The following is a 26,791-nucleotide window of genomic DNA, read 5'->3' as shown; positions in this document are numbered from 1 at the left end:
AACCATAGAGGCTGTTTAAACAGACTCATATAAACCAGCTGCTTTTGAAAGTTACATTTTTAGGTACTGGCACTTCCCAGGGAATTCCTGTGATTTGCTGCAATTGTGAAGTTTGCCAGTCTGACGATCCAAGAAATAATCGCCTGCGGGTATCTGTATTGATAGAAACGGGGGACAAGACGATTGTAATAGACAGTGGACCTGATTTCAGGTATCAGATGTTACGTGCCGGTGTAAAGGATCTGGATGCCATTGTATATACACATGAGCATAAGGATCATGTTGCAGGACTGGACGATATCCGGCCATTTAATTATTTGCTGCAAAAGAACATTGATATTTATGCAACTGAAAGAGTTCAGGATGCTTTAAAAAGAGAGTTCTCTTATATTTTTGCAGAAAAAGTTTATCCTGGTATCCCACAGATTAATGTGCATACCATTGCAACTGAGAATTTTTATATTGGAAAAACGGAGTTGATCCCTTTACCTATTATGCATTATAAGTTACCGATTCTTGGTTTCAGGATTGATGACTTTACGTATATAACCGATGCGAAGACTGTACCTCAGTCTACTATTGATAAAATAAGAGGTGCTAAAGTTTTGGTGGTTAATGCTTTACAAATGGAAGATCATATTTCACATTTTACTGTAGCGGAAGCAGTTGCTTTTGCGCAGGATATTGGTGCGGAGATGACTTACTTTACGCATATCAGCCATAATATGGGAAAACATGAGGATGTGGAGCGGGATTTACCTGTTAACATCAGGCTGGGATATGATGGTCTGGTTTTAAATCTATAATTTTTAAAATATGTGCTTGATTGTTGCGAATAAATATATATTTGCAGCTCAGAAAATACCCGGGTGGCGAAATTGGCAGACGCACCACCTTGAGGGGGTGGCGCTTGAAAAGGCGTGGCAGTTCGAATCTGCTTCCGGGTACTAACCGGAATCGAACATATCGATTCCGGTTTTTTTACGAACTTCCAGCTTTAAGATTCTTCAAATTATGTTACTTCAAAGTTTTGAGCTTATCAACAGTAGGAGGGTAATCTAGAATCGATAAAGCCTTGATGTAATACTTTTTAGCCTCTTCTTTTCTTCCCTTAGCAGAATGATAATCGCCCATTGCATCGTACACATTGAAACTAAGTGGGTAATTTTTTTCATTCATCTCAAAGAAATGATAAGCAGACTCAAATTTGTTTGATCTCAAAAAAGCATAGCCCAAATTGTTAATAATTTGTTCCGGGGGAAGTATTTCATAACCCATTGAGTTAGATATTTGCCTGTATCCGGATTTGAGAGAATCCAGAATCGTTTTGTCGTTAACAGAAGTGTTAAATAAATCGTAATTGTCAACAGACAGGAAATTATAGTCTCGAAAAATATAATGAAGTCCATCGTATTCACTGATAAATGGGGCCATGTTATGACCCTCCAGCTCGTAATATTTAATTTTCCAAAACAAAGTTTTATTAATATTCCGCTGTAAGGCACTCTTTAGTCTGTCCATAGCGAGTGCAGCATCATTAAAAGGAGTTATGGTTTTTTCTCACTTTTGCTGTATCAAGCTTTTTTTTGAAGCCGTTAGCAACAGAGATAAATAGGGTTTTATTATTAAACTTATGATCTGATAGTATATTCTCTGCTTCCTTTGAAAGCTTAGAATTATCGTACCATAAAGCAGGATCTATTGAAATATACGAATTAAATAATTCGGTATGCTTCAATAGTGTGTTAATAACAAAAAGTCCGCCTAAAGAATGCCCTATTAACATACGGTATGGTGCAGTTGGATATTTAGATTCAATTTCAGGAATCAGTTCGTTCTGCAGAAAAAGCGTAAACTTTTCCCCTCCACCTGATGATTTGGCTGAAATACTATCTAAATATAATCCCGAAGTGATGTGTGTAGGGGTAAAGTCTCTTATCCGGTCGACGTTTGGTATAGCTACAATGATAGATTCTTGAAATACCCTGAGTGAGCCCATGTTCTCCATCATTGCTGCAAGTCCTTGAAAATGTTCCTCGCCGTCTAACACACAAATGAACCGGATATTTTTGTTTGCTATACATTGTGCTGGATGCACTTTTAGGAAGATATATAAAGTATGGCCTTTCTTCGCCGAGTATCTTTGAATAGGTTGTGTAGGTTTTACCTATTGAAATGTCATTATTTTTCTGCGAATAGGTAATTACCGGTATCAGGAAAAATAATAATAAAAGTATTTTCTTCATTTTGCTTATTTAGTGTCTTACGAAAAGACAGGTTTTAAACTGGAGTGTTGCACAACATACTAAATTTAAATATCCGTTGAGCTAATTTTTATAATAGTATCATTAAGAAAAGTTGGTTTTCTGATAATGTCGAGTTTTTCAGTTCAATTCTAAACCGGTCAAGGTAATTTTAAGGGAAAATACTCAATAGATCTTTTGGTATTTATGTATTACCCGGTAGAGGCCCTGTAGATTAATTCTGAATCCATCACAACCGTTCGGCTTAAAGCTGTGCTGTCTTTTATCTTTTCTAAAATCAACCCTGCAGCACTTCACCCATTTGAACCAGAGGCTGCTCTACGCTGGTTAGTTGAGGATGTACAATGGTTGCTAATTCTGTTCCTGAGAAACTCGCAATAGCTACTTGTTCAGGTATTTTGATATGTTGCTCATGAAGATAGTTCATTGCACCAATAGCCAGAGTGTCAGTGAAGGCGAAAATACTATCGAATTCTATTTTTTTGTTCAATAGCTGTATGGTAGCATTTCTTCCGTGTTCAAAAGTCAGGCCTTCGGTTTGTATCATCAAATCCGGATCAAAAATACCATGCTTGGTCAATATCCGCTTATATCCTATCGCTCTTTCAGTAGAATTACGGATCGTTGATGGCCCCATAATGTGGACAATTCTTTTTCGTCCGGTATGAATTAAGTGTTCTATCATTAAGGACGCTTTGATATTATCGTTAACAATTACCTTTGATGCATCTAACGATTTATCGGGAATCCTGTCAAAAAAAACAAGAGGAATTCCACGAGCCATAATTTGCTGGTATAAATCCTTATTATATGTTTCATGACATAAGTTAATGATAATACCATCCACATTAAATTCTTCCAGAAGAAGGAGGTTTTTTCTTTCTATCGATGGATCTTCGTCTGATTCTGTGATGATTATTCTATACCCCAGCGGGTATAAAATGTTTTGGATGCCACGAAGTACCTTGGAAGTAAAAGGGGTGATCATTTCTGGAACTACAAGGCCGATGTTTTTTGATTGGCCATATTTCAAATTTAATGCTGTAGGGTTGGGTTTGTATCCCAGTTTTTCAGCCGCATCTAATACCTTCTGTTTGGTATCAGGATGGATATGTTTATCATTCACCAAAGCCCTGGAGATGGTTGAGGTTGATAGTAATAAATGTTTGGCCAGATCTTTAATGGTGATACGTTTCATAGAACCAGAAGGGTAGGTATTTATCAAAACTAAGGAAAACAAACCCAAATGGGAACGTTCCCCGAATTTTGGTAACGTTCCCATGACTAATTCTTAACACAGATGCTATAACCACTAGCCTATTGACATAAGTTTGATTAACCAAATATCATGAATATGAAGAGCTATGGTTATGAACGTAAGACTATCCAGTCGGGGATTTTACATATTGGAGTGGGCAATTTTCACCGCGCACACCAGGCATTTTATACAGACCAGTTATTGAACGATGAAGACCAAAACAAATGGGGCATTTGTGGCGTGTGTTTGTTGCCATCCGATGAAAAGATCGTCAGGAATTTAAGAGCGCAAAATCTGGATTACACCCTGACAGTATGCGGAAGAGATGGTCGGGACGAAATTTATCATATTGGTTCGTTACAAGAACTGCTATGGGCGGTAGAGAGTCCACAGGCGGTGCTGGATAAAATTGCGGAGACTGCAATTAAAATCATTACACTGACCATTACAGAAGGCGGGTACAATTTAGATAAAGCAACAAACGGGTTTATCCTGGAAGATGAAAAAATAAAGCACGACCTGGGAAATCCAAACCATCCGGTCACTGTGTTTGGTTTTATAGCCGAAGGACTTCGCCGGCGCCGGACAAAAGAGAATGGCCCAGTTACCATTCTTTCCTGTGATAATCTGCAACATAATGGGAACACTGCTAAAAATGCCTTTACCACGTTTATAGCTGCTCAGGATAGTGATCTGGCAGAATGGGTTAAAACGAATGTTACATTCCCCAATAGTATGGTAGACCGGATTACTCCGGCAACAACAGCTGAAGACGTAGAAAGACTGAACAAGAAAAGCGGAATAGCTGATGCTGCTCCTGTCTATTGCGAAGATTTTATCCAATGGGTAATAGAAGATAATTTTATTGCCGGAAGACCAGCCTGGGAAAGAGTTGGAGTTGAATTTACAAATGATGTAACTGCTTTTGAGAATATGAAGCTGAGTCTTTTAAATGCTGCTCATACCTTGTTGTCCTACCCGTCTTTTCTTAGCGGCTACCGTAAAGTCGATCAGGCTATGCATGATGAGGACATCGTTAAATATGTACGTGATTTTATGGATATCGACAGTTCACCTTATGTTCCGGCACCTGAGGGTACAGATTTAGATGAATATAAACAGACGCTTATAGAAAGATTTGCGAACCGTTCAGTCAGTGATCAGCTCAGCAGGTTATGTTTTGACGGTGTTTCAAAATTTCCGGTATATATAATGCTAAACCTGGCTAAAATGATCAAAGATGGTCGGGATCTTAAGCGTGTGGTATTTCTGATTGCAGCTTACAGGCATTATTTAAAATATAAAGCGGATGATAATGGTTTGTCCTATGAGATATCCGAACCCTGGCTAACACCAGATGATGAAAAACATATTGCCAGCAACGATCCTATTGATTTTTTAGGCTTATCTGCGTTTAAAAGTACCGACTTGAAAGCTGCTACTGATTTTGTCGAATTGTATGTGCTATTTGTAAACTTCATTAAGGAAAAAGGAGCCAAAACTGTACTGCAATCTATTGTGGCTTAAGGCTATTACTTAATTATCAATCGGTAAAATTATGGAAACAAAACTTCGTAATGGCATACTGCCATTTGCAATTGTTACTTTTATCTACTTCATCGTAGGTTTTTTGACTACAGTAAATGAACAATTACAGGCTCCTTTAAAATTTACGTTTTTGGCTGAAGCCGGGAATTTAAAAAATACATTCACCACTTTAATCTCTTTCTTTTTCTTTTTAGGCTACTTGTTGAACGGTACTTTAGCCAGTAAATGGGTAAACGCCATTGGTTATAAAAACACCATTATACGTGGCCTCCTATTTATGATCTCAGGCTTGCTGATGTATTTATGTTCTTCCTGGTTTGGTGATCAGTATCCGCACCTGGCGCTTCGTTTTGGGAATGTGGTTCTACCATATGGTTTTATTATTTTTATCCTCGGATCTTATTTAATGGGAACTTCTGCCGCTGTGATCCAGGTAGTGGTAAATCCATACGTGGCATCTTATGAATTGCCCGGTACGCAACCAGTAGTACAACGTTTAAATATTACTACGGCTATTAATTCAATAGGAACTACCTCAGCGCCCTTTTTTGTAACGGTAGTGATGTTTAGCGGCATTTCAATAGAGAAGGTAGAAATCAAACAGCTGCTGTTACCACTTATTTTATTGATTGCTTGTGTCGTTGTGGTTACTTTGATCACTAGAAAACTTCATTTACCGGATATTGCCAATACAAGAGCTGTTGCCGGAGAAAAACTGGAAAGAAGCATTTGGTCTTTCAGGCATTTTGCTCTGGGGGTCATGACGATTTTCTTTTATGTAGGAACAGAAGTAGCCATTGGCGCCAATATCAATCTGCATGCTTTTGAACTGATGGATTCGGGCCATCCAATGAGCTTCTTTGGTCAGACAGATATCATTATTGGAGGAGTGGATTTGGGAATACATGCGCTGTTATCCACTTTGTACTGGGGAGGATTTCTCGTAGGAAGAGGCATCTCAAGTTTCTTTAGTAAAATTTCTGCAAAAAACACAATTAGCTACTACAACTATACTGGCTGCAATACTTGCTATTATAGCCATGATTACACAAAATCTCTGGTTCCTAGTTGCCATTGGACTTTTACATTCTACGATGTGGAGCTGTATTTATTCCCTCTCTATAAAAGGGTTAAATAAATATACATCAAAAGCTTCTGGCGTATTTATCTCTGCAGTATTTGGCGGAGCTGTGTTTACACTTGTTCAGGGAGGTTTGGCAGATATTCTTGGGTCATGGAGATGGACCTGGTCTCTCACTGTTGTTTGTGAGCTGTTGATGCTATCCTATGCTTTATTTGGATCTCGTATAAGAGAGAAAGATTTGATCAATAAGGTCGTCAATGTCAATATTGATTTCAAGTTATAGATCAATCAACAATGCTTAAACTTAAATTATTGCTGCTTTTCCTAATGACTATTGGAAACTCATTGTTATATAGTCAGGAATTACATTCATCTCTGCAACTTCGGAATAGCCATTTGTGGAGAGGGAGTGAAGTAGCAGCCGGTTTAGTATACACCGGAGATCTGCACCTGGATTTTAAAAACTTTTACGGTGGTTTTTGGGCGGGCGGTACAGCAGATGGTTCTTATAAAGAATTTAATAATTATGCGGGATATAAAAATAAACGCCTTATTTTAGAATTATGGGATATTTATAATTTTTCCCCAAAGGCGACTTATAACAATGATGAATATTTTAATTATAAAGCCAGAGAAACCGGACGTTTTTGGGATTTCAGGTCTTATTATACCATCAGTGATCATGTTCCTTTACAATTAAGCTGGAATACAGTCGTTTTTGGTAGAGATAGAAATAGCAGTAATACTCAAAACAAATATTCTAGTTTTGTATTCGGTGAATATCCTCTTTATAAGAAAGAAAATTTAGAAGTAAGGGGAAGGGTAGGGTATAGCTTTATACTAAACAATAGTGAAGTGGAAAAAAGTAATTTCTTTGCCCACAAAGCAGGATTTAATGAGATGAGATTAGCCTTATACTTTCAAAACGTTTGGAAATTGGAGGTTATCCAATCCCTTTAGGCTTATGGGCCATGTGGAATCCCATCGATAATCATGCATTCCTCCAGTTTTCAGTACAAGTATACTCGTTCTAGCAGTAAATAAATTTGATTAAATATTTGAAAATTCATTTAATAACTAAAATTACAATGGAAGAAAAGAAAATTAAAGTGGCCTGTTTTGGAGAGGTATTGTGGGATATATTTCCTGGAGAGCAAAGGATGGCCGGAGGAGCACCATTTAACGTTGCTTATCACCTTTTCAAAATGGGAATTGATGTGAACATGATCAGTAGAGTCGGTAATGATCAGCTTGGGTGCGAATTATTGCAGAAGATTAAAAGCTGGAATATTTCAATTGATGGTATTCAGGTTAGCAATACAGAACCTACCAGTACCGTTGTCGCTTCAATAGACGAAAATAATGAAGCACATTATGATATCTTGCAAAATGTAGCCTGGGATTTCATCGAAGTGACCCCACAAGACCTACAAATACTGACTACATCTGATGCACTGGTTTTCGGAAGTTTGGCTACCCGTAATGAAAAGTCGAAAAATACATTATTCGAATTAATTGAGGCCAGCGTTTACAATGTCTTTGATATCAATTTACGGGCACCATATTATGATGTAAGGATCATCAAAGATTTATTGCATAAAACGCAATTAGCAAAGTTTAATAAAGCAGAATTACGAATGATAATAAACTTTTTGGGCAAGACATATAGTAGTGAAAAAGATAGCATCAGGTATTTGCAAGATACATTTGGTATGCATGAAATCATTATTTCTAAAGGTAGTAAAGGAGCACTTTATGCCCATAATGATAAGTTTTATTTATACCCTACGATACCCATTGAGGTAAAAGATACTGTTGGTAGTGGCGATTCGTTTCTAGCAGGATTTTTATCGAAACGATTGGAAAAAGGAACTTCTGCTCATCAAATTATGCTTCAGGCAATTTCATTGGGTGCTTTCATTACTGCACGTGAGGGTGCCTGTCCTGAGTATTCATTTGAAGACTTCATTACATTTAGAAATAGCAATCAAGTTGCTGCCTTATAGGTTGTTTTTCTTTTAAATCCTTGATAATTAATTTAATTAGCAGCTAAATACTTGCAAATAATCTGGTGGTTTTTGCCACGTTTCATTTTATAAGATGTCTTGTGATTATGAAAAATATAATCATTTTACTTTTTTTATTTATTTTCTTTAGTTCCTTGTTATGGTCAGCAGCCACTATCAAAAAACACAGATCCAAACAAGGCTCAGTTTGTAACCAGTGATATACCTAACTTTTGGGCCGCTTATGATGCTTGTAAATTATCCCCGGAAAATAGTGTGGAAATATACAACCGGCTATATTTCGGTAAAGGGGCGCCAGGCTTGAAAATATTTAAAGTTTCTGTTATCGGAAGTACAGAAGACTTCGTTAAAATCATTGAAAAATACAAATTATATTATGAATCTATCAGAGCAAATACATTGAAAATAGAGCAGCTGAAACCAGAGATGCTTAATTCGCTAATCAAGTTAAAACAGCTATATCCAAAAGCTGTATTTCCCGATGTTTATATTGAAATGGGAAATTTGAAGTCTGGCGGAAGGTCACTTAAAGAAGGGCTATTTATTGGTGCTGATGTAAACTGTGCTGATTCAAGCTCCAATTTTACAAATATTAGTCCTCAGTTTGTTAAAGTTTTAAAATCAATGACGCTATCAAATATTCAGGTGATGGTTGCTCATGAGCTCGTCCATTATCAGCAAAATTATAGCGATAGCAGCAAAAATGTATTAAGCAGGGCTATTATAGAAGGAAGTGCTGATTTTATCTGTAAATTAACAACAGGCGTCAGTACCAGTGAATTACTTCATAAATATGGTGAACAGCACGAGAAGGCACTATGGAATGAATTTAAGAAAGATCTATATAGCAAAGATGTATTTAAGTGGTTTTATTATAAAGCGACGACTACTGAACGAACGTCCCGCAGATCTGGGTTATTATATCGGGTTTAAAATCACTCAATCTTATTATCAAAATAGTAAGTATAAAAAAGAGGCCATTAATGAGATCTTGAATGTGAAAGATTTCAAGTCATTTTTAGAAAAGAGTAAATATGAAGAAAAATTCAATTGAACATTTTCTTATCTTTGCTTTTGTAATCAAAAACATAAATTTATGTAGGATATAATTTCTTTCAGAAAAATAACGGGGCCAGAATAATGGGCTGCTGTAATTATTCACTCTTTAAAAGAAAGGAATTATGATTATTCTTCAAGGCGTTACTTATACGCACCCCAATAGAGATTTATTATTTTCTGATATAAATCTCGTTATAAATAAACATGATAAAATTGCATTGATTGGCAATAACGGTACAGGAAAATCTACGATTTTAAAAATCCTTGCTGGAGTTTTACATCCTTCAAAAGGGATTTTAAAAACAGACTCAAAACCTTATTATGTGCCACAGTTATTCGGTCAGTTTAATGACTATAGTGTTGCTCAGGCTCTTCAGGTTGAGGATAAGCTAATTGCACTCAGAGAAATCCTTGAAGGCAATGCGACAGAAGAAAACCTTACTTTGCTTGATGATGACTGGGCAATTGAGGAGCGTTGCAAAGAGGCAATGGCCCATTGGAAACTAGATGAACTGGATCTGACTCAAAAAATGGAAACACTTAGCGGTGGACAAAAAACAAGGGTTTTTCTTGCGGGAATAAAAATTCACCGTCCTGAAATAGTTTTATTGGATGAACCAAGCAATCACCTGGATACCCTTAGCAGAAACATGTTGTATGATTATGTCAGGTCAACTAAAAATACCCTCGTGCTGGTAAGCCACGATAGAGGTTTACTGAATCTGTTGAACTCAGTTTATGAATTAAGCATAAGTGGTATAACGGTTTACGGTGGTAATTATGATTTCTATGCAGAACAAAAGCTAGTTGAAAAGGATGCTTTAGACAGACAGGATTTAAAAAGTAAGGAAAAGTTGTTGCGTAAAGCAAAGGAAACGGAAAAGGAGTCCCTGGAACGACAGCAAAAACTGGATGCCCGGGGAAAAAAGAAACAGGAAAAGGCTGGAGTTCCAACCATTTTTATGAATACATTGAGAAGTAACGCGGAGAAAAGTACTTCACGGATAAAGGATATTCATGCTGAAAAAGTGGGGATTATCTCACAGGAGCTAAATCAATTGCGCACGGGATTATCAGGTACAGATAAAATGAAGATTGATTTTGATAATTCTGTGCTTCATAAAGGTAAGGTATTGATTACTGCAAAGGATGTTAACTTTGGATACGATGATCAACTGATTTGGAAACTGGACCTGAATTTTCAAATTTGCAGTGGCGAGCGTATTGTTGTGAAAGGACTAAACGGTTCTGGGAAGACAACCTTAATCAAAATGATTCTGGCTGGATTTGAACCTCGTAGAGGAACCATTGAAAGAGCGACTATTCAATTTATTTATATTGATCAGGACTATTCATTGATTAACAATAAACTTAGCGTTTACGAGCAGGCTCAAGCGTATAATTCGGGTGTATTGCTGGAGCATGAGATAAAGATTCGCTTAAACCGGTTTTTGTTTACCAAAGAACATTGGGATAAACCTTGTGAGACGCTTAGCGGGGGAGAGAAGATGAGGCTGATGCTTTGTTCTTTAACTATAGGCAGCCAGTCACCGGATATGATGATATTGGATGAACCGACGAACAATCTTGATATTCAGAATCTTGAGATTTTAACGGCTGCGATTAATGAATATAAGGGGACAATCCTTGTCGTGTCTCATGATGAATATTTTCTGAAACAGATCAACATTGAACGTTCAATCGAGGTTGGATAATTTTTTTGTATAAATAAAAAAAGATGTTAGATTGTGATATGGAGCTACATCAGGAAATTAAACATTTTATAGAGAAGCAAATTTCGCTTGTTTGCCTTTTCATTCCACAGAACTATCCGGCAGTTGAAACTTTTGAGAAGTTTCAGGAAGGTTATAAATATAATGGAGTGACTGGTGAAATTTTAGACGGAACAAAGCCTGGACACTTTAAAGAAAACTGGTATGTAATCTGTTCCAATGATTATAATGACCCTTTTTATGTGGATTTATCTGAGCAGGATCGAAATTTCCCTGTCTATTTTTCATGGCATGGTTCAGGTAACTGGGAACCTGTTAAAGTGGCGGAGGATCTGAACGATTTTGCGGCAAAGCTTTTAAGTATACAAAAGGTTGAGCAGGATGCAGATAAATTTAAGAATCTGTTAGAGACTGATTTTGACCTTACTATAGAGCTGTGGAAAGAAGTATATGCATCAATTGACGAAGAGCAGGATGATGATAGTGAAGAGGGAGATACGGACATGTCAGAATGGATTAAAGGAAAAGTAGTTGTCAGGGATATTGGTCAGCATAAAATGAAAATTGTACATTTTCTGAAAACTGAGCTAAATCTAACTCTCCGAGAGGCTTTAGCAGTAGTTAAGCAAAAGGATATTGAAGTTTATAAAGGCTACCTTGTGCATCTTAAGGATTCAGTTAACTATTTAAAAGAGCTTGGGGCGACAGCCGAATTTGTAGCTGATTAATCTGAATTTTCTAAGATGTTATCATTGCTTTATGACGAAATACCTGTTTATCATTTTTCTTTTTTTCTGCTGTGTTCCTGCTTATGCTAATATGGCCCAGCCCTATAGAGCAGGAAGCAGTCTTTCCAATTTGTTCTCAAGTAAATCTATCGATGTTTTGAATGAACATATTGGAATTAAAATCATCAATGATCATGGTTATACGGCCAGGTATCAGATCAGATATGAGTTAAACACCGAAAGAGCTATGTCTTTACCTCTTTTATTTATTGCTCTTGGCCTGTATGATAATCCGGTAGTAAAGGTTAATGGCGAAACAATTAAAGTATCGGGCCTTAAGAATAATACTGCGGAAGAACTAAAGGCATATGGTTTCATTAAGCCCTCTCAAAGTGATTCTGTCAACCTTGATGTCTATTATGAAAAAGATGTATCTAAACCTGTTCGTATTGAGAATCTTGTCTATTTTAATGGCAATTTAAAAAAGGGATATAACGTAATTACTGTTGAATATGTTGGTAGTTTAGGAAATAGCAGATATGGTTTTATCAGTGATTTTGATCTGGAATATTCTTTATTCCCATCGAAATACTGGAAGTCATTTGGCCCGATTAAAATTGATCTTGAAACCCTTCCGGATTTCACGTTTAAAAGCGCGTCCATTGGTAACCCGGTTTTGGTGAAGGAAAATTCCTATTCCTGGACTTTAAACCAACTGCCAGCAGAAGACCTGAAAATTATATTGTCACCTGGAATATCTAACGTTTCAAAGGTGTTGCTTTTTATTGAACCATTTGGACTTGCTATTATTGCCTGGGTGATATTTACTTATTTACATTTTGTGGCTATCCGTAAACACAGACAAACTGCTGCTTCAGGCTATAATTGGAAACTTGCCATTGGTACGTTCCTGGTACCAGTTCTTTACTACGTTGTTTATTTCTCATCCTATCCGCTCATTGACTGGACAATTGGTTCAGGCAGGCAAAGTAATCATGGGTACATATTTCTGGTCATTTTTACATTACCTATATTCTGGCTCTTTTATGGCCTTGTAATGTGGGGAGCAGACTTATACTTCAAGAAAAAAAATAGATAATAATTGTTTTAACCTTTATTATTTTTTTTTGGTACATTTATGTGAACTAATTAAATTTTATGAAAAAATATTTATTCATTTGTTTAGTGGCTATAGTAGCTGTAAGCACATTATCTTCATTCGGAGGAAAATCTAAAGAAACTCAAAATGCTACAGCATTGGCCTCGTATTTCGATGTCCCGGCTACTCCTTCTCTTACCATACTTGGTTATAATGGAAAGGGCGTTACACTGGTTAGCGCTTCTGGAAATTCTAATACAACAAGCTATAATAATTGGTATTTAACGGGGTGTTCTTATATACAACAACAATTAATCGCACAGGTATACAAATTAACTGCGGATCATATGGTTTAATTGGCGTTGAAGCTGTAAATGCATACGGTGTATCACCTCGTAAAACTCAGGGCGTAGTGGGTTGCGAACTATCAGGTAATTAATCTTTAGTTTATGATTAAGGGAGCTAAATCAGTACCTCTTAATCTATCCCAGGATTTTATCCGGTGTAATTGGCAAAGTCCTGATTCTCGTTCCTCTAACCGGGCCTTAATGCTATTGTCTTGTATTATAATTGCAGATTCATTTCTCTTTCAGGATAGTTAAACAGCAAATGAATATTGGAATATGCTCCGGAACCCAGATGTTTTTTATTTGACCTTTCTCTGATAGCATGGGTAGACATAACTTGTAAAGCTGTCCCTGTTCTTAAAAGATCAAACCATCTTTGATTTTCAAAAGCGAATTCGATCCTTCTTTCGTGCTGAATCACATTTCTTAGTTCTGTTCTCTTGATTAATAATGGTATAGTCTTTCAGGCCTGACCTTCTGCGTACCTGGTTAAGGAATTGCAGTGATTCTCCATGCGATCCGATTTCATTCAGGCACTCTGCAAGCATAAGTAAAACATTCGAATATCGATAAACAGGGAAATTATTTCCTGAAATCCCTCGTATCGCATGGGGACTATTGTATTTTTTTTTACATAAGGAACAGTCTCGCCCGTTACAACTGATTTATAATCTTCGCCCACGGATGCGGCCCTTCTTAAGTCACCATTCTCATAGGATGACATAAAATCATCAGTAGGAATGTTCCAGCCGTTACCAGCATCGTGGTCAATTTCAAAACCAGTTATCAATCCATCGGGTGAATCCCACGGGGCAAATCTATCTGCTAAAAGGCTGTGTAAGTTATTTGGACCTTCCATATATTGGATCTCAAAAATTGACTCTGCCCCATTTTTTTTCTTGACATCAAAATTATCTGCATAATTTGAATTCAACTGATAATCGAATTGACTAATGGTCTCAACTGCTGAATGGCCAGATCATATTTTTTTGTAGTCAAATAAACATCAGCCAGGAGTATTCTTGCTGCTCCTTTTCCCGCTCTGCCTTTCAAGTTATCTGAATATTGCTCTGGCAATTTATTTATTGCAGAAGTAGCATCTGTAATAATTGAAGCATAAATATCTATTACTGGTTTTCTGCTGTTTACCTTAAAAGCGTCATTAATATTAGTGATTTCTTCTAATATCAGAGGAACATCACCAAACAGCCTGACCAGATTGAAATAATAATATGCACGTAGAAAACTTGCTTGTCCGGCTATTTCTTTAGTTGCTATACCATCATTGATATTCACTTTTTCCAATCGACTTAAAATAACATTACACCGGCCAATTCCTATGTAACTTAGTTGAAAAAAATTCTGCACCTCATCATTAAGATTTAATTCTCTAAACTCATCTAATTCTTCCCGGAGATTACCAGACCGGTCATCAGTATTTAATTGATAGGAAGTATTATCTGATCGCATTTCTGCCATAGCCCAAAACGGTCCGTTAAATAATTCTTGCAAAGGACTATAAGCTCCATTTAGACCTTTAATGAACTGATCTTTAGTTTTGAAATAGTTTGCTCCATTTTGGTTTGTCTCAGGTTCTACAGCCAAATAGTTTTTTGTACATCCTCCCAATCCTAAAACAGTAATTAATATTATAGTAGTGAATCTTCGCATTATTTAAAGTGTTAAATTAATACCCATTGTATAAACTGCTGAAACCGGATAGCCTGTGAAGTTAATACCGGGGGCTAATGAGGGGTTTTCTCTTTCCGTATTCATGGAAACCTCAGGATTGCCTCCTGTATACCCTGTTAATAGCAGGGCATTTTGTGCGCTTATATAGATTTTGAAATTCTGACTGAAACTAGTCTTGAATGTGTAACCCAGCGTGATATCTTTGAAAGCAATGTAAGAGTTGCTTTTGACCCAATAAGAGGGGTAAAGGTCTCGGGCGAGATTAGTATTTGCATTAGTTGTTGGTAAAAATCCGGCACCTGGATTTGCCTCTGACCTCCACCGGTTTGCCACTTCCTTCTCTACATTAAAAACTCCATCGAGGTTGGTTGTAAACTGCTTATACAGGTCGAACACATGGCCTCCTTCTGATCCTGCCATTACTACATTAAGGTCAAATTTTTTATAGACAATTCTGTTATTAAATCCAAAGGTGAAATTCGGATGTGGATTTCCAATTATTGTCCTATCTGCGCCATCTATCACACCATCACCGTTGATATCTTTATACTTTATGGTTCCTGGAACTTGCCCTTCAGAATGTGGGCTTGTATCAATTTCATGTTGATTTTGAAAAATACCTTCAAAGACATAACCATAAAACATCCCCAATGGAGAGCCGACAAGAGTTATACTTGTTGTATTTTCATACATCGGGGCGTCTAATATTCTTTTAGCACTCCCTAAACTGAGTACCTTATTCCTGTTAATGAAATATTAAAATCAGAAGTCCAGCTAAAATTCTTTTGATTGATATTTTTGGTAGTTAATGTAAACTCCCATCCTCTGTTTCTCACGTTTCCGACATTTGTAAAAGTAGAATTGAACCCGGATGCAATAGGAAGGTCAATCTCGCTAAGCATATCTTTCGTATATCTATTATAATATTCAGCTATAAGATTAATACGCCCGTTCCAGGATGAAAGATCTATGCCAGCATTAAATTGCCTGGTAGTTTCCCAACCAAGGTTTTTGTTTCCCAACATTTTTAAGTTGTTACCTGGGGACAGAACATCATCAAAAACATAGTTACTTTTATCGATAATTGGTATATAGGCATAATTACCAATGTTGTTATTACCTGCCAATCCATAGCTCATTGTGAATTTAAGGTGGTCAATTAATTTAGTTTTAGGGAAAAATGGTTCATTGGAGATTCGCCATCCGGCTGAAATAGACGGAAAAGTACCCCATTGATGGCCAGGTGCAAACCTGGATGAACCATCCCTTCTAAGGGATCCTGCAAATAAGTATCTGTCCTTGTAACTATAATTCACTCTGCTGATCACTGATAAAAGTTTCCATTCTCCTCTATCTGCACCTGCAGTAACACTGTTTGCTCCATTTATTGTATAGATAATATCATCAGCATATCCAGTTCCATAAGTAACTCTATAATTACTGACTTCATTTTGAACAGTGAAACCTCCTAAAAACGATAAAGAGTGATTACCCCAATCATGATTATAATTGATAGTGTTTTCATTTAACCAGTTCAGAGAATTACTTGAATAGGTAGAACCTGTTGATAGCTGAGGTGGAGCCGCACGGAAACCGCCAACAAAGGAAGGCTTAAAAGTGTCTCCATTGTTGTGGCTGTAATCTGTTCCAAAACTTGTTTTAATGCTCAAACCCTTTACTACAACCCAGTTTGCATAAATATTTGCCAGCGTATGGAAGTCGGTTTGTTTATTAATTGTATTGGTTACGGCATTTATTGGATTACTATTGATAAACATTCCGGAAGATGTAATTCTTGGATTAAATGACCCGTCTGGTAATCTGACTGGCGGAATTGGACTATTTAGAAGTGCCTGGGTTAATATCCCATTTTCAAAGTGACCGTCAGTTTCCTGTTTATCTCTGGAACTATAGGATGGGCTAATATTTAAGCCGAAGGTTAAGTTCTTTGTAATACTAAAATCCAAGTTAGCTCTTACAGAATAGCGCTTAAAACCAGTGTTTAAAATGATGCCTCTCTGATCAAAAAAACCAATAGAAAATAGTGAACGCATCTTAGAAGTACCATTTGCAATTGTTAGATTATAATTTTGCATCAATGCCGGATGGGTAATTTCATTATACCAATTGGTACCTTCACCAAGCGAAGAAGGGTTTTTGTATTCTTTTGGAATAGTTGAAGGATCAAATTCATTTCCATTAAATTTTGCAAGATCGTCTGCTGCCTCAATTCTAAACTGGGCAAATTCAGCAGCATTCATCATATGAATTGTACTTTTTTTCAGATTAGATTGAATTCCTGTAAATGTATTTATAGTCACTAGTGACTGTCCGATCTTTGCCCGTTTAGTATTTATTAGAATAACTCCATTTGCACCTCTCGATCCATAGATTGCAGTTGATGCGGCATCCTTTAATACAGAAATGGATTCAATATCATCAGGATTAATTGTACTTAGTGGATTGGCTTTTTTTGATCAAACTTTGCAGAAATTGGAAAACCATCAATTACATACAAGGGGTCATCACCTGCGCCAGTTGAAGCAGATCCCCGAACACGTACTACGACGCCTCCCCCCGGGGTTCCAGTAACCTGATTTACTGTTACTCCTGCTAATTGACCAGCGAGTAACAGGTCTGCACTTGGCTTTTTAATCGTATTTATATTACTCATCCTGACCGTGCTTACTGAGCTGGTAAGATTGCGCCGCTCAAGATTTCCATAACCAACTACTATAACTTCACTACTAAGCTCCTCATTATTATTCTGCTCGAGTATTATATTGATGATATCCTGGTTATTTATAACTTCTTGTTTTGTTTTATAACCAATAGAAGTGATTATCAAAACCGCTTCCGGACTTGCAGAGATATTAAATTTACCATCACTGTCAGTTATGGTTCCTGAAGAATTTCCTTTGACATGTATGCCTACGCCGGGTATAGGCTGATTTGTTTCATCTTTAACAGATCCTGTAATTATATTTTGTTTTAAATGAGAAGGATTAGATGTTATATTTTTAGCGTTATTACTTATAATAATAGTCTTATCAATTATTTTATAAGTTAGCGTTGTATTTTGAAGGCATTGTATTAATGCTTCCTCAATAGAAACGTTTTTTAACTTTACATTTACTGGTGAGCTCTTATTGATATCCTTATACTTATAAAAGAAATCGTATCCGCTTTGTTTTTCTATTTCATTAAATATGTTTTCGATGTTGGCTTTTGTTGCATTTAAAGTAATGGTTTGAGCATAACTTTTTACACTCAAAATCAGGGAACAACTAATGAGAATTACCGAAATGAGAAGAAGTTTGTAGATGAACTTATGAAAATACTTAGAAAAAGAGGTTAAGTACATGTTTTTGAAAATTGTAGTAGTAAAAAGAGAATTGGTAGGTTATTTGGATGTTACAATAAGTTGATTACCTATTATTTTGAAATTAACACCACTAAATTCTAATATTTTCAGAGTTTTAGAAAGTTCAGAATCCCGTTTAATTTTACCTACAAACTCTTCTTCAACTGGCATTTTTCCTTTATAAATCACATCGATATTATACCATCTTGATAGTTGTTTCATGATATCTTTTAGATTCGCCCGATTGAAAAAGAAATAACCATTTTTCCACGCGATCGATTGCTCTGTATCAGTATTGATAACTTTGACAAAGCCACTTTTATTAATAACTGCCTGTTGACCTGGTTTTAAGATATCCAATGTTGTTATGTTGCTTAATTGAACGGAGCCTTCTAATAAAGTTGTTTTGATGAAAGGGTCGTCATTATATGCCATTATATTGAAATGTGTCCCTAAAACTTTTACTACAGTAGAATTCACTGTTACTTTGAAGGGTTTAGAAGCATTTTTTGCTACTTCGAAGTAAGCTTCTCCTTTGAGCTCAACATTCCGCTCATTTGAAGTGAATTGCTCAGGAAACTTTAAAGATGAAGATGAATTGAGCCAAACTTTTGTACCATCAGGAAGTATAATCCGATATTGTCCACCACGTGGTGTACTAACAGTATTAATTGACAGGAGATTTTTAGACTTTATTTCGTTGGGTAAATCAGATGCTAAGGGATGATATATCAGTTGTCCCTGTTTTGTATTGAATATTGTGAAGTATTCCTTCTTTAACAGAGTTTGATCAGTTGTTTTTTCCAGATCAAATGTTTTGTTATCTGCAAGAGTTAAAGTGGCACGATTACTTCCAGGTTTGATATCATCTGTTTTTTTGTTGTAAATTTGGTGTTTTCATCGGTGAAAGGTGGTTTTGAACTATAAAAATAAAATCCAATGCCCAAAAATAATAATATTGCAGCAGCTGCAATATTATTATTGATATGATATCTTTTTATCTTTGGTGCTGCAATACCTAACCGATTATCAAGGTCATTTAGATTCCTTGTAAGGTCCAACTCATTAAGTTTGAAGTCGGTTACTTTTCCAAAAGTAATCCAGTCTTCAACAATTGACTGTTCCTCAGCCGTACATTGTCCAATCTGATATTTTAACAATAGTTCTTTAGCTTGGCGATATGACATATTATGCTTCATTCAAATGAATAACGTTTAAGTGGGGGATAGGGGTGCAATAAAAATTATTACAGCCCAATAAATAAGATTAGAAACGAAACAGAACCTAGTCGCGTCTTCAATATGGTCAAGGCACGATGCATATGGCTTTTAACGGTCTGTTCCGAAAGGCCAAGCTGTGTCGCTATTTGTTTTCTGTTGAGATTGGTTTTTCTGCTTAATTCAAAAACCTGACGCATTTTTACAGGGAGAGCTGCAATTTCTGATTCGATTAATTCCGACATATTATTGTGACGTATTAAGTAATCTGATTCTTTTTGATGAGCTATCAGGTAACTTGAAAAGTGCTCTATGTAACGGTCTGAAACTTTTTTTCTTCTAAAAAGGTCGAAGATTTTATTCTTTAGTATAAAAAACAAGTATGCTGAGAGCTCTGATGAAACCTTGAGCTCTGCTCTTTTCTCCCACAATATAATAAAAACCTCATGAATAAGATCTTGTGCCTCTTCTTCGTTTCCAGTTTTTTTACATGCAAATATGAACAGAAGACCTTTATATCGATGATAAATCTCAGTATAAGCATTTCTATCTCCTGTTTGCAGTTTGTTAAACAATTCACTGTCGCTGATCTTAGAATAACTGATCATTGCCTTCAATTTTTAAATTTTATTTTTTGAAACATCCTTTCAATCCAATGTTTTGGTAATAATATCGTTTTATTTTAGGATGAGGTACAAGCCTCAATATAATAAAGAGATAAAATAATGTATAAATTAAATGACTTTATCGCCATCAATTATAATACATTAAATGTGAATTTATGTGGTTTTTACATGAAAAAAATAATGTTTCTGTGTGAATTTGTGTAATTCCAGGGCACATGTAATTAATCAATTCGCAATAGCTGTTTATGGATTTTTATCAACCTGGTAATTATATTTTTAATTTTTGTTGCACCCTATTTCCCTCGCTCAACGTTATGTGTTTAAATGGGAAGATAGTTACTATTATAAAGCAATTGAGTTTAATGTAATTTAAAGAAATAATATCTGGTGAAATGTACCAGCGTAGATTTCAATTTTTGTTGTTTTTTTTAGTACTTCACGTAATTATAACAATGGTTGCCGTAATAATATAATATCATAGATATTATTGGATTAGCTTTCCCAACAGGTAGATGAAAATAATATAAATCACAAACAATGGAATCAAAGAATGACTTATTCCTCGACATAGTTGAGTTCAAAGCTAAATCGCAATTCGTTTCAGAGGAACTTAATGCACTTATAAAAGAGCAAAATGGTCGCTTGTCGCTGGAGTATATGACAAATTTATTGAAGTGCCGTATTCTTGAACAGCAAATGAATGAGCTAAAAGGTTTATTGAATAAACATACTAATAGAGGTGTCAGTATTTAGTTTCAAGTAATCCTAAAAAGAGAGGGCCTAATAGTCAGGTCCACTCTTTACGTTATTCTTTCTTCATTATCATAAATATTTATCGGATTTTATTAAGACTTAAAAGGTACTCTGATGTTATCAGAATAATAAGATCTATGATTGTTGTTAACAATTTGATAACTTCAATGTAGATCCGTATTAAACTGAGACCCACATCTTTGTCGGAATTTTAGTGTTTAAATAAAACGATTTATGAGAAAAAACTACAAAATTATTTTAGTGGTTATCGATTGTTTGCAACAGAAATTTTCCCTTCTGTTGTTATTCATGCTGGCCATCTCAGTCTGTACTTTTGCGCAGCAACAGAGCAGAGTTATTAAGGGAAAAGTGACTGACGAAAGTAACGGTGGTTTGCCAGGTGTTACTGTAAGGTTAAAGGGCACTAAAGTGGCCACATCTACTAATCAGAATGGTGATTTTTCTATACAGGTAAGCAGTCCGCAGGATATTCTTGTATTCACTATGCTGGGAACTGTAACTAAGGAATCAGCAGTTGGAAACAGTTCAAATTTAAACATCTCATTAGTTACTGATAGTAAATTACTGAAAGATGTAGTTGTGATTGGTTATGGTACTTCAAGTAAAAAGGATTTGACCGGAGCAGTAACCTCTGTGAATTCTGAAGAATTTAACCAGGGAGTGATGACCAGTCCTGCCCAATTGCTGCAAGGTAAGGTTGCGGGATTGAACGTGACTAAAAGTGGTGACCCAAATGCTAAACCATCTACTATCTTAAGAGGGCCTTCTACCTTGCGTGAGGTGCTGCACAAGAACCTTTTTATGTAATTGACGGTGTTCCTGGCGCATCAATAGACCTTTTGGCACCAGCTGATATAGAAAGTATAGATATCTTGAAAGATGCCTCTTCTACAGCCATCTATGGGTCGAGAGCTGCAAATGGTGTAATCATTGTAACTACAAAAAGATCTAAAGGCGGGCAATCCAGGCTCTCTTACAGTGGCTATGGAGCAGTGGAAAGTGTATCTAAAAAGTATGATATGCTAACTGCGCCAGAATTACGCCAGTATCTGACAGATAACAAACAGAAATTGAATCCTATTGACGATGATGGATCAGATACTAACTGGCAAAAACTGCTGGAAAGAACAGGTTATTCGCAGAATCATAACCTTTCTTACGGTGGATCAGGACAATCCTCAGATTATGGTGCAAGTGTCAATTACTTTAATAACCAGGGAATTCTGAAAAATACATCCTTGAAAAGAACTATTGTCCGTGCATATATAAACCAGAAGTTCTTTAATGACAGGTTGAAATTAGGGGTGACTATAACTAATAGTGCTTCTAGTGGTAATGATATCTATCAGAACCAGGCACTTTCAAATATGTTATTTTATTTGCCTACAGTGAGTCCTTTCAATGCTGATGGTACCTATAAGGAAAATTATGACAGGACAGGCAGTGGAACCCGTAATCCACTTTCTATTGTTGATAACAATGAGGTCAAAAGTGTAAATAATAAAACGCTGATCAATGGAATGGCGCAGGTAAACATCCTATCTGGTTTGAAATTCACAGCTAGTGTATCCACGCAAAAAGATCAGAATAATACGAGTTCTTATTTAAATAGTCAATCAGGACTTGCCAGAAAATTAAGTGGACAGGCCATTAAACTGGATGTGCTGAATAAATCAGAAGTGTTAGAAGGATATTTCAATTATGATAAAATATTTGGTAAACATAACCTGAAATTACTTGGTGGATATTCATGGCAGGAAGACCGTACTAACGATGGTTTTGGCGTAACTACCCAGGGTTTTTCAAATGATAACCTTGGAGCAAATAATATATTTTTATCTAATCCCTCATTACTTTCTCAAATTACATTTGCCAATACACCGATCTCAACTTTAAGGTTAATTTCTTTTTATGGAAGGGCCCAGTATAATTATAATGAGAAATATCTGTTTCAGGCATCATTGAGAAAGGATGGTTCTTCTGCTTTCGGCCGGAATAACCGTTGGGGATTATTCCCTGCTGTATCTGCCGGATGGAGAGTTATTGGAGAAGATTTTATGAAAAGTGTCCCTGTTATCAGTGATTTGAAATTGAGAGTAGGTTATGGTAAATCAGGAAACAGCCTTGGTTTTGATGCATTTTCTGCTTTATTAGTTTATGGAACACCTCCAACCAGTAGTAAATATCTGAACAATGGTGTAATCAGCAATGCGATTGGCCCTGTAAGAAATGAAAACCCTGATTTGAAGTGGGAAAGTACTTCAACAACTAACATTGGATTAGATTTCGGTTTATTTGGTAATAGGGTTACGGGTTCAGTAGATTATTACATCAAGAAAACATCTGACCTGATCTATTCTGAGTATGCAGTTTCTACCACCCAGTATTTCTTACCGACTATTACAGCCAATGTGGGAAAGGTAAAAAACACTGGTATTGAGTTATCGTTAAATGCCCTGGTAGTGAAAACGAATGACTTTAGCTGGAACACTTCACCAAATATTGCCCATAATAAGAATGTTGTGGAGACTTTGTCCGATGACTTTTATAAAATCTCTTATATCCAGACTGCACAATTGGGAGGTAAGGGACAATCGGGAAATTATAGCCAGATCGTACAACCAGGACAGCCTTTAGGAACTTTCAATCTTTGGAATTATGCTGGTAAAAACGAAGCAGGTGTAAGTACCTATGTTAATGCTGCCGGACAAACGATTGCAACACAGCCTTTAACTTCTGATGCTAAAGTTGCCGGCAACGCACAACCAAAATATATCTATGGCTGGAGCAACACTTTTACCTATAAAAAATTAGACTTTAGTTTTCTTATCCGCGGTGTGTTAGGTAATAAAATTTTAAACGCGACTGCGGCAGGATTGAATAATCCGGCAGATGCTAAATTGCAGAATATTCCCAGATTTACTTTGGGTGAGTCTTTCAATGACGGAAATGCTTACCTGATTTCTGACCGATATCTGGAAAGCGGCTCTTATTTACGCCTGGATAATGCTACACTAGGTTACACGATCAAACCAAAAGTGCAATCTATTAAAGCTATACGTCTCTATGTGACAGCAAATAACTTGTTTGTGATCACTAAATATACGGGGCTGGACCCAGAGATTAATATTGGAGGGCTAACGCCGGGTATTGATAACAACAACTTTTACCCCAAAACCCGCACATTTAGTCTTGGTATTAACGCATCATTTTAAGCTGTCACTCTAAATTCAACGAAATGAAAAAGATATTTTTATTAACGGCAGCATTGGCTGCACTGTTAACCATCACATCTTGTACAAAACTGGATGTTAAGGTGGAATCACAATATGTAAAGGACAATTTTCCAACAACCGATGCAGATTACGCCGCATTATATGGCACTATGTATTCTAACCTTTCTTCGCAGTTCGGAGTGCCTTATTTCAGAATGCAGGAAATGTCTACTGATGCTGCAATTCTGCCAGCCAGAGATGGTAATTTCGATGACGGAGGACAATACAGACAATTACATTATCATACCTGGACATTTGATCACCCTAACGTGAAAACTGTTTGGGAGTGGGGATTTGGTGGGATCAACAATTGTAACCGGTTGATCTCGGTAACCAATGCCTCTTCAGTTTCTGATTTGAAGAAAGCTTCGGGGATCATAGAAATTAGGACCATGCGGGCATTGTACTACTTTTTGATGATGGATATTTATGGTAATATTCCAATCATCGATAAATTTCCGGTAGAAGCTGGTGCTTTGCCTGGTACGGCCAGCAGAGATAAGGTGTTTGAATTCATTGAAAAGGAACTATTGGCGGTTATTCCCAGTTTACCAGAAAAAACGGGAGCCAATCAGATATCATTTTATGGTAAGCCAACTCGTGGAATGGCTTTTGCCTTGCTGGCAAAAATGTACCTGAATGCTCAGGTGTATACTGGGAAACCCAGATATACTGATGCTGTAGCGATGGCAGATAGTGTGATGAAAAACACAACCTATAAGCTGGATGCTAAATATTCAGATATATTTGATGTAAATAATGGCCCCCAGATTAGTGAAACAATATTTGCTGTTCCATATGATCAGCAGATCCCAGGTAATCAAATGACCAGGTTTGGTTTCTATCCTGCACTTGCTGCAGCTTATGGTATTCCGGGAGTTGGGTTTAGTATTTCAATGAGTACCACGCCTGAATATTATAACAGGTTTAATCTTAATAATGATGTCAGGAAAACTTTCTGGCTGGTTGGTCCGCAATTCGCGCCAGATGCGAACAGAAAAAAACCAGATCAAACAAAACCAGTTTATATTGCAGGTACAACAGACCAAATTGTAATTACGCCAGACATTATCTTAAAACCGGGAAAACCTATGGATGTTGGAAATACGGTGGCCGATCAGGCAAAGGGTATTCGTTCAGTAAAATACTGGCCGGACGTAAATGCTATACAGGCAACGAGGCTGAATGGTAACGACATGCCTTTCTTACGTTTGGCAGATGTGATGCTGATGAAAGCAGAAGCTATTTTTTACGCGGTGCTTCACCAACAGTAGTGAATGGAGAAATGCAGACTCCACTTTTTTTAGTGAATAAAATACGTGTAAGGGCTGGTGCAGATGCAGCCACTAGTGTTGATTTAGATGTTTTGCTTGATGAAAGAGCAAGGGAATTAAGCTGGGAAGCATGGAGAAGAAATGATTTGATCCGTTATGGTTTATTTGAAAAAGAATATCCTTTACAAAATGATGTGTTATCGATGAATAAAGATGTGAACAGGAGACTTTATTATCCTATTCCTGCAACAGAATTACAATTGAATTCTAATTTAAGACAAAATCCAGGTTATTAATTCTCTTTAAGCAGCCGGTTTATACCGGCTGTTTTTATTTTACAGCTATGACAAAAACACTTTCCACTGCTTTGTTATTATTCGTGTTTCCATTATTAATGCCAAAAGATGGGGATGATTTACCAATTAACAAGATTCAGGTAATCGGATCACATAACAGTTATAAAAAAGCGATTGATTCTCATTTGTTTGAAAGATTTAAATTAAATGATTCCGTATCCTCAAGTAAGATCGATTATGAACATATTGGTGTGACCTCGCAGCTTGATATGGGGTTGAGAAATCTCGAAATTGATGTGTATGCAGATTCAAAAGGAGGTAAATATGCGCATCCAAGAGGTTTGGACTGGGTAAAAGATCAGGCTCCTTATGATGTGAACAAAGAGATGGATGCACCAGGTTTTAAGGTTTTTCATATTCAGGACCTGGATTTTAGAAGTGACTTCCTGACGCTGAAGGGGGGATTGGAGAAACTGAAAAAGTGGTCTGATGCTCATCCTGATCATACGCCTGTGTTTGTCACGCTAGAAGCTAAAGACAACAAAATGAAAGGAGAGGGCTATAGTGACCCTGAAAAATTTGCAGGAAAAACATTCGATCAGCTTGACCGGGCTTTAATAGATGGACTTGGCAAGGATAAGATCATTATGCCTGATGAAGTAAGGGGGGAATATAGAACACTGGAGGCAGCAGTTTTAAAAGATAACTGGCCGGCGCTGAAAAAAGCAAGAGGGAAATTCCTTTTCATTCTTGATCAGAAAGAGGAGAAGATGGAACTTTATATCAAAGGGCACCCTTCGCTAAAAGGAAGAGTCTTATTTGTTAATGCGGAAGCCGGAAGACCCGAAGCAGGAATGATGATTATCAATGACGCTAAAGATCCGGCGATCCCTCAATTGATTAAAAAGGGATATATTATCCGTACCCGTGCAGATTCTGATACCCGCGAAGCCCGCATCAACGACCGTTCTAATTTTGATGCAGCATGTGCTTCCGGAGCGCAGATCATCACAACTGACTATTATTTGAAGAGTACCCATTTTAAATCTGATTATGTGATAAGTTTTGAAGGTGGAAAGTATTTCAGGCTGAATCCATTTTTCAAATAATGCTAATGTTATTCTGT

Annotated in this window: 31 protein-coding genes and 1 tRNA gene; 19 read left to right on the top strand and 13 right to left on the bottom strand. The window is 36.6% G+C overall.

Annotated elements, in window-relative coordinates:
• The first annotated feature begins 44 nt into the window (after positions 1–44).
• Together ACWYN3_RS18870 and ACWYN3_RS18865 are read left to right on the top strand one after the other, a co-directional pair.
• Positions 45–806 carry an MBL fold metallo-hydrolase gene (locus ACWYN3_RS18870; RefSeq protein WP_456222504.1) on the top strand — a complete coding sequence of 254 codons (762 nt, stop codon included), beginning with the start codon at positions 45–47 and terminating at the stop codon, positions 804–806.
• Positions 807–863: 57 nt separating this feature from the next.
• Positions 864–947: transfer RNA gene (locus tag ACWYN3_RS18865), tRNA-Leu, on the top strand.
• Between the two features lie 70 nt (positions 948–1,017).
• Here ACWYN3_RS18865 and ACWYN3_RS18860 read toward each other — a convergent pair.
• The 3 genes from ACWYN3_RS18860 to ACWYN3_RS18850 form a co-directional block, all read right to left on the bottom strand.
• The gene (locus tag ACWYN3_RS18860; protein ID WP_456222503.1) at positions 1,018–1,521 is read right to left on the bottom strand and encodes a tetratricopeptide repeat protein; all 504 of its coding nucleotides are present in this window, start codon (positions 1,519–1,521) and stop codon (positions 1,018–1,020) included.
• Between the two features lie 16 nt (positions 1,522–1,537).
• Positions 1,538–2,098 (bottom strand): alpha/beta hydrolase, encoded by a 561-nt coding sequence (locus tag ACWYN3_RS18855; RefSeq protein ID WP_456222502.1) that lies wholly within the window; start codon positions 2,096–2,098, stop codon positions 1,538–1,540.
• Positions 2,099–2,541: 443 nt separating this feature from the next.
• Complete coding sequence (locus ACWYN3_RS18850) at positions 2,542–3,462, bottom strand: LacI family DNA-binding transcriptional regulator (protein ID WP_456222501.1); 921 nt, start codon at positions 3,460–3,462, stop codon at positions 2,542–2,544.
• A 150-nt stretch (positions 3,463–3,612) separates the two neighbouring features.
• Between ACWYN3_RS18850 and ACWYN3_RS18845 the strand changes: the two genes are divergently transcribed.
• The 11 genes from ACWYN3_RS18845 (at position 3,613) to ACWYN3_RS18795 (ending at position 13,156) form a co-directional block, all read left to right on the top strand.
• On the top strand, positions 3,613–5,049 hold the full coding sequence (locus ACWYN3_RS18845) for a mannitol dehydrogenase family protein (RefSeq protein WP_456222500.1): 1,437 nt from the start codon (positions 3,613–3,615) through the stop codon (positions 5,047–5,049).
• A gap of 31 nt (positions 5,050–5,080) precedes the next feature.
• On the top strand, positions 5,081–6,208 hold the full coding sequence (locus tag ACWYN3_RS18840; RefSeq protein WP_456222499.1) for an MFS transporter: 1,128 nt from the start codon (positions 5,081–5,083) through the stop codon (positions 6,206–6,208).
• Between the two features lie 52 nt (positions 6,209–6,260).
• Positions 6,261–6,437, top strand: coding sequence for a hypothetical protein (locus tag ACWYN3_RS18835; protein WP_456222498.1), 177 nt, complete (start codon positions 6,261–6,263; stop codon positions 6,435–6,437).
• 11 nt (positions 6,438–6,448) lie between these two features.
• Positions 6,449–7,114 (top strand): hypothetical protein, encoded by a 666-nt coding sequence (locus ACWYN3_RS18830; protein ID WP_456222497.1) that lies wholly within the window; start codon positions 6,449–6,451, stop codon positions 7,112–7,114.
• A gap of 128 nt (positions 7,115–7,242) precedes the next feature.
• A complete protein-coding gene (locus ACWYN3_RS18825; RefSeq protein ID WP_456222496.1) occupies positions 7,243–8,160 on the top strand; it encodes a carbohydrate kinase family protein in 918 nt (305 codons plus the stop codon).
• A gap of 321 nt (positions 8,161–8,481) precedes the next feature.
• Positions 8,482–9,114, top strand: coding sequence for a hypothetical protein (locus ACWYN3_RS18820; protein WP_456223362.1), 633 nt, complete (start codon positions 8,482–8,484; stop codon positions 9,112–9,114).
• Positions 9,005–9,235, top strand: a complete 231-nt coding sequence (locus ACWYN3_RS18815; RefSeq protein WP_456223076.1) for a gliding motility protein GldB-related protein — start codon at positions 9,005–9,007, stop codon at positions 9,233–9,235. The genes ACWYN3_RS18820 and ACWYN3_RS18815 overlap by 110 nt, the downstream gene beginning before the upstream one ends.
• A gap of 127 nt (positions 9,236–9,362) precedes the next feature.
• The gene (locus ACWYN3_RS18810) at positions 9,363–10,955 is read left to right on the top strand and encodes an ABC-F family ATP-binding cassette domain-containing protein (protein ID WP_456222495.1); all 1,593 of its coding nucleotides are present in this window, start codon (positions 9,363–9,365) and stop codon (positions 10,953–10,955) included.
• Between the two features lie 23 nt (positions 10,956–10,978).
• On the top strand, positions 10,979–11,701 hold the full coding sequence (locus ACWYN3_RS18805) for an SMI1/KNR4 family protein (RefSeq protein ID WP_456222494.1): 723 nt from the start codon (positions 10,979–10,981) through the stop codon (positions 11,699–11,701).
• 91 nt (positions 11,702–11,792) lie between these two features.
• On the top strand, positions 11,793–12,800 hold the full coding sequence (locus ACWYN3_RS18800) for a hypothetical protein (protein ID WP_456222493.1): 1,008 nt from the start codon (positions 11,793–11,795) through the stop codon (positions 12,798–12,800).
• A gap of 59 nt (positions 12,801–12,859) precedes the next feature.
• On the top strand, positions 12,860–13,156 hold the full coding sequence (locus tag ACWYN3_RS18795) for a hypothetical protein (protein ID WP_456222492.1): 297 nt from the start codon (positions 12,860–12,862) through the stop codon (positions 13,154–13,156).
• A 208-nt stretch (positions 13,157–13,364) separates the two neighbouring features.
• Here ACWYN3_RS18795 and ACWYN3_RS18790 read toward each other — a convergent pair whose 3' ends face one another.
• The 10 genes from ACWYN3_RS18790 to ACWYN3_RS18745 form a co-directional block, all read right to left on the bottom strand.
• Positions 13,365–13,592, bottom strand: a complete 228-nt coding sequence (locus ACWYN3_RS18790; RefSeq protein ID WP_456223075.1) for a RagB/SusD family nutrient uptake outer membrane protein — start codon at positions 13,590–13,592, stop codon at positions 13,365–13,367.
• Complete coding sequence (locus tag ACWYN3_RS18785; protein WP_456222491.1) at positions 13,531–13,695, bottom strand: RagB/SusD family nutrient uptake outer membrane protein; 165 nt, start codon at positions 13,693–13,695, stop codon at positions 13,531–13,533. Before ACWYN3_RS18785 ends, ACWYN3_RS18790 begins: the two co-directional genes overlap by 62 nt.
• Positions 13,677–14,081: a hypothetical protein gene (locus tag ACWYN3_RS18780; protein WP_456222490.1), complete on the bottom strand. Its 405-nt coding sequence runs from the start codon at positions 14,079–14,081 to the stop codon at positions 13,677–13,679. The genes ACWYN3_RS18785 and ACWYN3_RS18780 overlap by 19 nt, the downstream gene beginning before the upstream one ends.
• Positions 14,078–14,818, bottom strand: a complete 741-nt coding sequence (locus ACWYN3_RS18775) for a RagB/SusD family nutrient uptake outer membrane protein (protein ID WP_456222489.1) — start codon at positions 14,816–14,818, stop codon at positions 14,078–14,080. The genes ACWYN3_RS18780 and ACWYN3_RS18775 overlap by 4 nt, the downstream gene beginning before the upstream one ends.
• 3 nt (positions 14,819–14,821) lie before the next feature.
• A complete protein-coding gene (locus tag ACWYN3_RS18770) occupies positions 14,822–15,532 on the bottom strand; it encodes a hypothetical protein (RefSeq protein WP_456222488.1) in 711 nt (236 codons plus the stop codon).
• 29 nt (positions 15,533–15,561) lie between these two features.
• Positions 15,562–17,265 (bottom strand): SusC/RagA family TonB-linked outer membrane protein, encoded by a 1,704-nt coding sequence (locus ACWYN3_RS18765; RefSeq protein ID WP_456223074.1) that lies wholly within the window; start codon positions 17,263–17,265, stop codon positions 15,562–15,564.
• A 29-nt stretch (positions 17,266–17,294) separates the two neighbouring features.
• Positions 17,295–18,113, bottom strand: a complete 819-nt coding sequence (locus ACWYN3_RS18760) for a carboxypeptidase-like regulatory domain-containing protein (RefSeq protein WP_456222487.1) — start codon at positions 18,111–18,113, stop codon at positions 17,295–17,297.
• A gap of 129 nt (positions 18,114–18,242) precedes the next feature.
• On the bottom strand, positions 18,243–18,875 hold the full coding sequence (locus tag ACWYN3_RS18755; protein WP_456223073.1) for a FecR family protein: 633 nt from the start codon (positions 18,873–18,875) through the stop codon (positions 18,243–18,245).
• Positions 18,876–19,036: 161 nt separating this feature from the next.
• Positions 19,037–19,402: a hypothetical protein gene (locus ACWYN3_RS18750; RefSeq protein ID WP_456222486.1), complete on the bottom strand. Its 366-nt coding sequence runs from the start codon at positions 19,400–19,402 to the stop codon at positions 19,037–19,039.
• Between the two features lie 47 nt (positions 19,403–19,449).
• A complete protein-coding gene (locus tag ACWYN3_RS18745) occupies positions 19,450–20,028 on the bottom strand; it encodes an RNA polymerase sigma factor (RefSeq protein WP_456223072.1) in 579 nt (192 codons plus the stop codon).
• Positions 20,029–20,583: 555 nt separating this feature from the next.
• Here ACWYN3_RS18745 and ACWYN3_RS18740 point away from each other — a divergent pair.
• From ACWYN3_RS18740 to ACWYN3_RS18715, 6 genes are all read left to right on the top strand, one after another.
• Positions 20,584–20,799, top strand: coding sequence for a hypothetical protein (locus ACWYN3_RS18740; protein WP_456222485.1), 216 nt, complete (start codon positions 20,584–20,586; stop codon positions 20,797–20,799).
• Between the two features lie 234 nt (positions 20,800–21,033).
• Positions 21,034–21,627: a carboxypeptidase-like regulatory domain-containing protein gene (locus ACWYN3_RS18735; protein WP_456222484.1), complete on the top strand. Its 594-nt coding sequence runs from the start codon at positions 21,034–21,036 to the stop codon at positions 21,625–21,627.
• A 32-nt stretch (positions 21,628–21,659) separates the two neighbouring features.
• Positions 21,660–24,035, top strand: a complete 2,376-nt coding sequence (locus ACWYN3_RS18730) for a SusC/RagA family TonB-linked outer membrane protein (protein ID WP_456222483.1) — start codon at positions 21,660–21,662, stop codon at positions 24,033–24,035.
• 23 nt (positions 24,036–24,058) lie between these two features.
• Entirely contained in the window at positions 24,059–25,369 is a 1,311-nt protein-coding gene (locus ACWYN3_RS18725) for a RagB/SusD family nutrient uptake outer membrane protein (protein ID WP_456222482.1), read from the top strand.
• 11 nt (positions 25,370–25,380) lie between these two features.
• Entirely contained in the window at positions 25,381–25,665 is a 285-nt protein-coding gene (locus tag ACWYN3_RS18720) for a RagB/SusD family nutrient uptake outer membrane protein (protein ID WP_456222481.1), read from the top strand.
• Between the two features lie 47 nt (positions 25,666–25,712).
• Positions 25,713–26,774 (top strand): phosphatidylinositol-specific phospholipase C1-like protein, encoded by a 1,062-nt coding sequence (locus ACWYN3_RS18715; RefSeq protein ID WP_456222480.1) that lies wholly within the window; start codon positions 25,713–25,715, stop codon positions 26,772–26,774.
• Positions 26,775–26,791 lie beyond the last annotated feature (17 nt).

The sequence above is a fragment of the Pedobacter sp. NJ-S-72 genome (assembly GCF_053890575.1).
The sequence above is the reverse complement of the archived record's forward strand: the minus strand, read 5'-3'. Positions and strand labels throughout refer to the sequence as shown.

Coding starts and splice junctions, on each gene's coding strand:
- ACWYN3_RS18860 (WP_456222503.1), bottom strand. CDS start 1,521: ATGGACAGACTAAAGAGTGCCTTACAGCGGAATATTAATAAAACTTTG.
- ACWYN3_RS18850 (WP_456222501.1), bottom strand. CDS start 3,462: ATGAAACGTATCACCATTAAAGATCTGGCCAAACATTTATTACTATCA.
- ACWYN3_RS18840 (WP_456222499.1), top strand. CDS start 5,081: ATGGAAACAAAACTTCGTAATGGCATACTGCCATTTGCAATTGTTACT.
- ACWYN3_RS18830 (WP_456222497.1), top strand. CDS start 6,449: ATGCTTAAACTTAAATTATTGCTGCTTTTCCTAATGACTATTGGAAAC.
- ACWYN3_RS18775 (WP_456222489.1), bottom strand. CDS start 14,818: ATGCGAAGATTCACTACTATAATATTAATTACTGTTTTAGGATTGGGA.
- ACWYN3_RS18740 (WP_456222485.1), top strand. CDS start 20,584: ATGGAATCAAAGAATGACTTATTCCTCGACATAGTTGAGTTCAAAGCT.
- ACWYN3_RS18785 (WP_456222491.1), bottom strand. CDS start 13,695: ATGCTTGCAGAGTGCCTGAATGAAATCGGATCGCATGGAGAATCACTG.
- ACWYN3_RS18735 (WP_456222484.1), top strand. CDS start 21,034: ATGAGAAAAAACTACAAAATTATTTTAGTGGTTATCGATTGTTTGCAA.
- ACWYN3_RS18715 (WP_456222480.1), top strand. CDS start 25,713: ATGACAAAAACACTTTCCACTGCTTTGTTATTATTCGTGTTTCCATTA.
- ACWYN3_RS18825 (WP_456222496.1), top strand. CDS start 7,243: ATGGAAGAAAAGAAAATTAAAGTGGCCTGTTTTGGAGAGGTATTGTGG.
- ACWYN3_RS18725 (WP_456222482.1), top strand. CDS start 24,059: ATGAAAAAGATATTTTTATTAACGGCAGCATTGGCTGCACTGTTAACC.
- ACWYN3_RS18720 (WP_456222481.1), top strand. CDS start 25,381: ATGCAGACTCCACTTTTTTTAGTGAATAAAATACGTGTAAGGGCTGGT.
- ACWYN3_RS18815 (WP_456223076.1), top strand. CDS start 9,005: ATGAATTTAAGAAAGATCTATATAGCAAAGATGTATTTAAGTGGTTTT.
- ACWYN3_RS18800 (WP_456222493.1), top strand. CDS start 11,793: ATGGCCCAGCCCTATAGAGCAGGAAGCAGTCTTTCCAATTTGTTCTCA.
- ACWYN3_RS18750 (WP_456222486.1), bottom strand. CDS start 19,402: ATGAAGCATAATATGTCATATCGCCAAGCTAAAGAACTATTGTTAAAA.
- ACWYN3_RS18810 (WP_456222495.1), top strand. CDS start 9,363: ATGATTATTCTTCAAGGCGTTACTTATACGCACCCCAATAGAGATTTA.
- ACWYN3_RS18795 (WP_456222492.1), top strand. CDS start 12,860: ATGAAAAAATATTTATTCATTTGTTTAGTGGCTATAGTAGCTGTAAGC.
- ACWYN3_RS18770 (WP_456222488.1), bottom strand. CDS start 15,532: ATGTATGAAAATACAACAAGTATAACTCTTGTCGGCTCTCCATTGGGG.
- ACWYN3_RS18845 (WP_456222500.1), top strand. CDS start 3,613: ATGAATATGAAGAGCTATGGTTATGAACGTAAGACTATCCAGTCGGGG.
- ACWYN3_RS18745 (WP_456223072.1), bottom strand. CDS start 20,028: ATGATCAGTTATTCTAAGATCAGCGACAGTGAATTGTTTAACAAACTG.
- ACWYN3_RS18805 (WP_456222494.1), top strand. CDS start 10,979: ATGTTAGATTGTGATATGGAGCTACATCAGGAAATTAAACATTTTATA.